Origin of the sequence: Tsukamurella ocularis, from assembly GCF_965138335.1 — a bacterium.
In the GTDB taxonomy this organism is placed as follows: domain Bacteria; phylum Actinomycetota; class Actinomycetes; order Mycobacteriales; family Mycobacteriaceae; genus Tsukamurella; species Tsukamurella ocularis_A.
In genome coordinates, this window is record NZ_CBCSDV010000012.1 from 123,709 (window position 1) to 131,669 (window position 7,961).

Below are 7,961 nucleotides of genomic sequence, written 5' to 3' on the forward strand. Positions count from 1 at the left end.
TACTCGTAGACGCCCTCCACCTCCCAGCTCCCCGCGTACTGGAGCAGCAGCGCCCNGCCGTCATCGCGGCCGGGCGCGGGCTCGAGCAGCACCTGCGCGCGGGCCCGGGGCTCGGCGGCACCGTCGGCGGCCCACCACCGCTCGTCGATCAGCCACGGCCCGGCCCACCAGCGCAGCGACCAGTCGCGTGAGCCCCACACCAGGTGGGTGGGCTCGCCGGTGAAGGCGCCGCGCTCGGTGACCCGCACGGCGGCGCCCGCGGCGTCCGTCATCGCGACCGCGGCGCCCGTGACCAGCACCGACGGCGCGGGCTCCGGCATCCGCCCCGGCCACGGCGCAGCCGGATCACGGTCCGCGACCACCTCGTCACCCAGCGGCACCCAGGTGACCCGCTCAGCCGGACCGCGACCGCCGCTGCGCACGCCCATCCGCACCGCCTCTCCCCCGAGCAGACCCTGCACCCGGACCAGGGCCCGACGGAACCGGGCGGCACCGTCGGCACCGTCGCCCCACATGCCCGCCTGCAGCGCGCCGGCGTCGACCACCTCGACGGGCTCGAGCCGCAGCAGGGAGATCGGGGCGCCCGGCCCCCCTTCGCCGCCCCGCTTCGCGGACCGGCCGCCGGTGAGCCAGCCGTCGATCTGCCACCGCACCCGGTCGGCGGTGCCCTCCGGGGTGAGCGGCTCGGCGCAGCGCCAGATCCGGCTGTGCCGCGCACCGTTCTCCGCGATCGCGGAGACCTCCAGGCGCAGGCACGCGACGCCCGCCGCCGAGAGCTTCTCGTGCAGCTCCGCGGCGAGGGCACGGCCGGCGAAGGCAGCCGCGTCGACCCGGTCGACGGGCGGGTCGGGCCGCAGTTCCACCTCCAGCCCAGGCGGCAGGGCCGCGGTGGACGGCGGCCGGTCCGGCACCGCGCGGGCCTGCCGGTGCGCGGCGATCGCGTCGGTCCCGAACCGGGTGGCCACGTCGGTCGCGGGGAGCGCCGCGAAGGCGCCGACGGTGCGCAGCCCCAGCCTGCGCAGCAGGTCGAGGAGCTCGGTGCGGTCGCCGCCGGCCAGCGCGGGTTCGGCCCCCAGCTGGGCGATGGGCAGCGGGGCGAGGAAGGCCGCGGACTCCCCCGGCGGCACGACGGTGCCGCGCCGGGCGGCCAGGGCCGCGGTGAAGACCTCGTCGGCGATCCCGGTGAGGGACTCCGCGCCCACGGAGGAGGCCGCGTCCACCAGGCGCTCGGCGGCCTGCTCCTCGCCGCCGAAGAAGCGCGCCGCGCCCCGCGCGGGGATCACCACGAGCCCCGGGCGCAGCACCTCGATGAGCGGGATCAGCGCGGCCACGGCGCCGGCCACGGGCTCGAAGAGGCGTGCGTCGCGGCCCTCATCGGCCTGGGCCACGTGCAGCCCCGGGCAACGGGCCTGCGATTCGCGGCGCTTCATGCCGCGGCGCACCCCGTCGGCCCGGGCCGCGGCGTTGCAGGCGACGACCCGGTTGCCGTGCAGGACCGCGACGGGTCGGTCGGGCGGCAGGTCGACGTCCGCCGCCGCGGCCGCCGCCGGCCAGTCCGGGCACCACAGCGCGAGGATGCGCTGCGCGGTCACTGCGCCGCCGCGATTCGACGCTGTTCGGCGCCCCGGTACTGCTCCGCGCCCCGCTGCGGGTTGACGCAGCCGCGGCCGCGGGCGGAGAAGACCAGGTCGATCCCGCGGATCCGGCCGCGGCCGGGGCGGGCGCCGAGGCCGGTGTAGCCCTGCACGCGCGCGCCGAGGTGCAGCGCGGCCCCCTCCCAGCGGCCGCCGGTGACGAGCAGCACCGACCCCCGGGACCGGGCGCGAGCGGCGATGGCCCGGCCGCGGCTGGGCGGCACCGCGATGCCGCCGAGCTCGCACAGCACCACGTCGGCACCGTCGAGCAGGATCGAGGCGACGGCCACCGGATCCGCGAGCGGGCCGGCGATGAGCGCGATGCGCTCCGGATCGGCCCCCTGTTCGAGTGCGGCGGCCATGCCGAAGCCGGACACGCCGCACAGCGCGACGGTCGACCCCGCCCGCGAGACGGTGGCCACCAGGGAGACGGCGAGCGAGCCCGCGCCCGCGACCTCCGCGACCGTGCCGCGGGGCAGGCCGCCGCCCGGCAGCAGCCGGGCCAGCTCCTCGTGCACCGGGAGCACACCCATGCCGAGCTGCGCGGATTCGTCCTGCAGCGGCGCCTCCACGGGCGCCTGCGCCTTCGCCGGACGATGCCGCTCCGGCAGCGCCGCGAGCCGCTTGCGCAGTTCCGCGAGCTTCTCCTCGCGATTTCCTGCCAATGCCTGAACACGTGCGGACATGTGTCACACCCCTCCCCTACCTTCGGATCCCGCGTCACCGATCAGTGCGGAAGCCGAGCCACGGGGAAGACATGACTAGAACTTCTGTTCGATCTGATCTCAGCGTAGATCCGCGATCCGAGCGGCGTCAAGCGCCGAGGTGGGAGCGGTTCCGAACGGCGATGCGTGCAACGCATCACACGATCGTCGCAGGTCACAGAGGGTTCTCTGCGGTGAGGCGATGCGTCGCGCGCATCACCTCACCGGTCGGCCGCAGAACCTCGGGATGAGGACGGTCGAGTACGCGCAGGTCATCACTCCCGTACGCCGCACCTCGCCCCGACGAACGACGGCGGACCGCCCGCACCGGGGCGATCCGCCGTCGTCGAGCGATCGGAGTATCAGCCCACGCGATCCGGATCGTGGTGCGCGGAGGCCGCGGCGACGGGCGAGAGATCCGCGGTCTTCGGATCGACGGTCGGCGACTTGGTGATCAGCTTGTGCCCCCACCACAGTCCGAGGAACAGGATCAGCGCGGCGTAGGTGGTGAGCAGCAGACTGACGCTGCCGCCCGTATCGGAATCGTTGACCGCGACGTAGTACTGCCCCGCGACGACCGCGACACACATGAGGAGCGCCACGATCGGCCCCGCGGGGTACAGCCACGCCTTGTACGGCAGAGCATCGAGCGAGCGCCCCTGCGCGTTCCACGCCTTCCGGAACTTGTAGTGCGCCCAGGCGATGCCGATCCAGGTCACGAATCCGGCCACGGACGAGGCCGCGACCAGCACCGTGTATGCGGCACCGTCGCCCTGCGGGCCGGCGAGGAAGCACAGGCAGCCGATCAGGGTGGTCGCCGCCGTGGCCGCGATGGGAACGCCGGCCTTCGTCACCTTGGCGAAGATCTTCGGCGCATTGCCCTCCACCCCCAGGCCGTACAGCGCGCGGGTGGCGGCGAACAGGCTGGCGTTACCGGCCGAGAGGATGGCGATGAGGATGACCGCGTTCATGATCGACGCCGCGGCGTCGATGCCCGCGAGCTTGAACACCAGCGTGAACGGCGCCACCGCGACGTTCTCCGCCGAGGCGTCCAGCAGTTCGGGACTGGTGTACGGGATGAGGAAGGCGATGATCGTCAGCGTGCCGATGTAGAACACCAGGATCCGGAAGAAGACGGTGCGCACCGCACGCGGGATGGCGCTCTTGGGCTCGATCGCCTCGCCCGCCGCGACCGCGATCATCTCCGTGCCCTGGAAGGCGAAGCCCGCGATGAGGAAGACCGAGAGCATGCCCAACGGCCAGTCCACGAAGGGCGCGTCACCGATGGTCCAGTTCGAGAAGCCGGGGGACGGACCGTCGCCGACCACGCCCAGCACCATGAGCACGCCGACGATGAGGAAGATCACCACGGCGATCACCTTGATCGAGGCGAACCAGAACTCCGCCTCGCCGAAGGCCTTCACCGCGAACAGGTTCAGCGCCAGCAGGCCCAGAAGGAAGATCACCGACCAGATCCAGGTGGGCACGTCGGGCAGCCAGAACTTCATGATCAGGCCCGCCGCCACCACCTCGGCGGCCAGCGTGATCGACCAGTTGAACCAGTAGTTCCATCCGGCGGCGAAGCCGAAGGACTTGCTGACGAACCGGGTGCCGTACTCCTCGAACGGGTTGCTGCACGGCAGGTACGCCGACATCTCGCCGAGGCTCTGCATGAGGAAGAAGACCATGACGCCCATGAGCGCGTAGGCCAGAAGCGCGCCACCGGGGCCCGCCTGGCTGATCGTGGCGCCGGACGCCACGAACAGGCCGGTGCCGATCGCGCCGCCGAGCGCCAGCATGCTGATATGGCGACTCTGCAATCCCTGGCGGAGGGAGTCGTCGGGGGTGATTCCAAGGGGGCTGGACACCCGATGAGAGTAGCGACCCCGACACCACTCCGGTTAGCATTCGCAGCGTCATGTTCTCCTACGACACCCGATCCGCCCTCGCGAGCGCCGCCGATCTGGTGAACACCGCCCCCGACGCGCGCACGGAACGCCCCGAGCGCCTGCCCGACGTCGCCGCGCTCCGCGCCTTCGTGGAGCGCTGGGGCTGGACCGGACCCATTCCCCTGCGCGAGGACGAGCTCGATCGCGTGCACGCCGTGCGGCGCGTCCTGCGCGGCCTGTGGGACCTCGCGGGCGACGAGGCCGGCACCGTCGACCTGGTGAACCGGATGCTGCGCGACGCGGCGGTCCTGCCCCAGCTCGTGCGGCACGACGACTGGCCGTACCACCTGCACGGCTGGAACGACGCGACGCCGATCGCGGAGCGCTTCCTCGCCGAGCCCGCGATGGGCATGGTCGACCTGGTCCGCGCCGACGGCCTCGACCGGCTGCGCCGGTGCGCCGCACCCGACTGCGCCGGTGTGCTCGTGGACTTCAGCCGCAACAGCTCCCGCCGCTTCTGCGACGACGGCTGCAACAACCGCCTGAACGTGGCCGCGTACCGCGCGCGCCGGGCCTGACCCTTAGGATCAACGGCGTGGCGGAATCGACGGGTGCGGGCGGAGCGATCAGGGGCGTTCCCGGGCCCGATCACCTGGTCGCCGGACGCTACCGCCTGACGTCCAAGATCGGCGGCGGCGGCATGGGCGCCGTGTGGCTCGCCCGCGATGAGCGCCTGGACCGCGACGTGGCTGCCAAGCAGGTCATCTCCACCGAGGGCCTCACCCAGGAGGAGGCCGACGAGCTGCGTCGGCGCGCCCTCCACGAGGGCCGGCTCGCGGCCCGGCTGCAGCACCGCAACGCCGTCTCCATGTACGACGTGGCCCTCGACCGCGGTGAGCCCTGGCTGGTGATGGAGTACCTGCCCTCGCGCTCGCTCGCGCAGGTGCTGCACATGACCGGGACGATGCCCGAGCGGCAGGTCGCGCAGATCGGCGCGCAGATGGCCGACGCCCTCGTCGAGGCCCACGAGTCGGGGATCATCCACCGGGACATCAAGCCCGGCAACATCCTCATCGCGAACCGGGGCCGCGCGTCGGGCACCGTCAAGCTCTCGGACTTCGGCATCGCGCGGGCCAAGGGCGACGATGCCGGGCCCGCCGGGATCATCACGGGCACCCCCGCCTACTTCGCGCCCGAGGTCGCCCGCGGCGCCGAGCCGTCCGAGGCCTCCGACCTGTACTCGCTGGGCGCCACGCTGTACACCGCGCTCGAGGGCGCACCCCCCTTCGGCGTCGACGAGGACTCGATAGCGCTGCTGCACAAAGTCGCACTGGGACAGATCAATCCACCCAAGCACGACGGTCCGCTGATCCACGTGATCCTGGACATGCTGCAGCCGAGTCCCAAGCGGCGCCCCTCGCTGACGGAGGCGCGGGACCGCCTCGCCGCCGTGGCGGCGGGCGGCGGCAACCCCGCCGCGATCCTCGCCGCGCCGCTGCAGGCCACCGAGGGCGCGCCCGCGGTCTGGTTGCGCCGCACCGCCGGCGAGCGTTCGGCGGGAGCGTCCGGCGACCGCGTTTCGACGGTGCGCGGTGCGTCCGCCGAGCGGCCCGGCGCGTCGGGCCCGATCGAGCGCAAGCGGCCGATCCCGCCCGCGCCGCGGCCCAGCACCTACGTGCCGCCGCCGGTCGCGCCGCCGTCCGGGATGTCGAACACCGTGCTCGCGGCGTGGATCATCGGCGGCTTCATCGTGCTCGCCGCGATCATCGCGGGCATCATCATCGCGATCGGCTGAGTCCTGCCCCCTGCGCCGAACCGGCGCGATCAGTCCGCGAGGTGGCGCGTGTGTGCCCAGCGCGTCAAGGCGTTCCGGTTGCTCTGCTGCGTCTTGCGCAGCACGTTCGAGGCGTGCGTCTCGACGGTCTTCACCGAGATGAACAGGTCCTCGGCGATCTCCCGGTAGGTGTAGCCACGCGCCAACAGCCGCAGCACCTCCAGCTCACGCGGCGTGAGCGAGTCGAGCTCGGGGTCCAGCGCGGGCTCGGGCACGGGCGAGCGGCCGGTGAAGGAGTCGAGCACGAAACCGGCGAGGCGCGGCGAGAAGACCGCGTCGCCCTCCGCGACGCGACGCACCGCGTCGGCCAGTTCCTCCCCCGAGATCGTCTTGGTGACGTAGCCGCGGGCGCCGGCGCGGATCGTGGCGATCACGTCCTCCGCCGCGTCGGAGACGCTGAGCGCGAGGAAGACCGGCGCCTTCTCCAGCTTCGCGCGGGGCGCACCGTCGGTCACGCCGCGCAGCACGGCGACGCCGCCGCCGTCGGGCATGTGCACGTCCAGCAGCACCACATCGGGCCCCGCGGAGAGGATCCCCGCCACGGCCTCGCCGACGGTGCCGGCCTCCCCCACGACCTCGATGGAATCCTCCCGGGCCAGCTCGGCGCGCACGCCGGACCGGAACACCCCGTGATCGTCGACCAGGAACACCCGGTAGCTCACGCCTTCTCCTCCGCTGTCTCCGGCGCGACCGTCTCGTCGCCCTCGGCGAGCCTCGCCATCGACAGCCGCACCTCGGTGCCCCGGCCCGGGGCGGTGCGGACCGCGACGCTGCCGCCGCGGCGCTCCATCCGGGACCGGATCGACTTCGCCAGGCCCTGTCGGTCCGACGGTACCCCGTCCGGGTCGAATCCGACGCCGCGGTCGCGCACGAAGACGGAGACCGAGCCGTCGTCGACCTCCGCGTAGGTGTCGATGCTCTCGCAGCCGGAGTGCTTGGCGGCGTTCACCATCGCCTCCTTGGCCGCGCCGAGCAGCGCCGTGAACCGGTCGTCGACGCCGAGCTCCGCGCCCTCGACGTCGCCGACGGTGATCACGTCGACCGCCACCGAGTGCGCGTCCTCGACATCGGCCGCGGCGGCCTTGAGCGCTGCGGCGAGGGACTGCGCGGGCGCGTCGGAGCCGCCGAACAGCCACTCCCGGAGCTCGCGCTCCTGGCTGCGGGCGAGCCGCTTGACCGCGGCACCGTCGGCGGACTGCTTCTGGATGAGGGCGAGCGTCTGCAGCACGGAATCGTGCAGGTGCGAGGCGATCTCCTCGCGCTCGATGGTGCGCACCCGGGCCGCGCGCTCGGCCCCCAGGTCGCGCCACATGCGCACCCAGATCGGCACGGTGAGCAGCGCGACACCCACCAGAGTCAGCACGACGGCGGCGAGTGCCGTCGGAATCGCGGCCACGTCGACACGGCCCAGGAAGACCACGGCGAGGCCGACGATCACCAGCGTCACACCGCCGAGCATCCGCAACCCTGTGATCAGGCGCGATCCGCCGGCGTGCGTGGACGACGGTGTCCGCGAAGCGGAGTCGGCCTCCCGCCAGACGAGGGCCGCGCCGATCCCGATGACGAGGACGGGCACCACGAAACCGGCACTGGTGTTGCTCGCGACGGAGGCGAGGGTCGCCGCGCCGACCACACCGAGGACGGCCAGCGCGAGGCCCTGCCGGCGCTCGGCGGGGTCCGGGTGCTCCGTATCGGTACCCGGCCGGCACATGAACCACAGCAGTGCGTACATCACCACGCCCGCGCCGAGCAGCGCGAGCAGGGTGAAGGCGATGCGGACCTTGGTGGCGTCGACGCCGAGGTGATCGGCGATGCCGCCGCACACACCGCCGATCACCGCGCCGCCGTTGCGGCGCTGCATGCGGGGGTACGACGGTGCCGGGGCGGGCTGCACCGGGGG

6 protein-coding genes and 1 pseudogene are annotated in these 7,961 nt (G+C 73.3%); 2 read left to right on the forward strand and 5 right to left on the reverse strand.

The window, feature by feature from the left end:
- Window positions 1-56 precede the first annotated feature (56 nt).
- The 3 genes and pseudogenes from ACNAYW_RS13025 to ACNAYW_RS13035 form a co-directional block, all read right to left on the reverse strand.
- Window positions 57-1,592: pseudogene (locus tag ACNAYW_RS13025) on the reverse strand (DNA polymerase Y family protein); the annotation flags it as partial.
- Window positions 1,589-2,320, reverse strand: a complete 732-nt coding sequence (locus tag ACNAYW_RS13030; protein WP_415850115.1) for a hypothetical protein — start codon at window positions 2,318-2,320, stop codon at window positions 1,589-1,591. The pseudogene ACNAYW_RS13025 and the gene ACNAYW_RS13030, both read right to left, overlap by 4 nt.
- Window positions 2,321-2,700: 380 nt before the next feature.
- Complete coding sequence (locus ACNAYW_RS13035; RefSeq protein WP_415850116.1) at window positions 2,701-4,206, reverse strand: amino acid permease; 1,506 nt, start codon at window positions 4,204-4,206, stop codon at window positions 2,701-2,703.
- Between the two features lie 50 nt (window positions 4,207-4,256).
- Here ACNAYW_RS13035 and ACNAYW_RS13040 point away from each other — a divergent pair, with 50 nt between their 5' ends.
- Both ACNAYW_RS13040 and ACNAYW_RS13045 read left to right on the forward strand, forming a co-directional pair.
- Entirely contained in the window at window positions 4,257-4,805 is a 549-nt protein-coding gene (locus ACNAYW_RS13040; protein WP_415850117.1) for a CGNR zinc finger domain-containing protein, read from the forward strand.
- A gap of 17 nt (window positions 4,806-4,822) precedes the next feature.
- A complete protein-coding gene (locus tag ACNAYW_RS13045) occupies window positions 4,823-6,022 on the forward strand; it encodes a serine/threonine-protein kinase (RefSeq protein WP_415850118.1) in 1,200 nt (399 codons plus the stop codon).
- Between the two features lie 29 nt (window positions 6,023-6,051).
- Here ACNAYW_RS13045 and ACNAYW_RS13050 read toward each other — a convergent pair whose 3' ends face one another.
- Window positions 6,052-6,723, reverse strand: coding sequence for a LuxR C-terminal-related transcriptional regulator (locus ACNAYW_RS13050; protein ID WP_259143890.1), 672 nt, complete (start codon window positions 6,721-6,723; stop codon window positions 6,052-6,054).
- A partial coding sequence (locus ACNAYW_RS13055) for a PspC domain-containing protein (RefSeq protein ID WP_415850119.1) occupies window positions 6,720-7,961 on the reverse strand: 1,242 nt, incomplete at its 5' end. The genes ACNAYW_RS13050 and ACNAYW_RS13055, both read right to left, overlap by 4 nt.

What these genes read in the sequence shown, in the direction of transcription:
- ACNAYW_RS13040 (WP_415850117.1), top strand. Translation starts at nt 4,257, where the DNA reads ATGTTCTCCTACGACACCCGATCCGCCCTCGCGAGCGCCGCCGATCTG.
- ACNAYW_RS13030 (WP_415850115.1), bottom strand. Translation starts at nt 2,320, where the DNA reads ATGTCCGCACGTGTTCAGGCATTGGCAGGAAATCGCGAGGAGAAGCTC.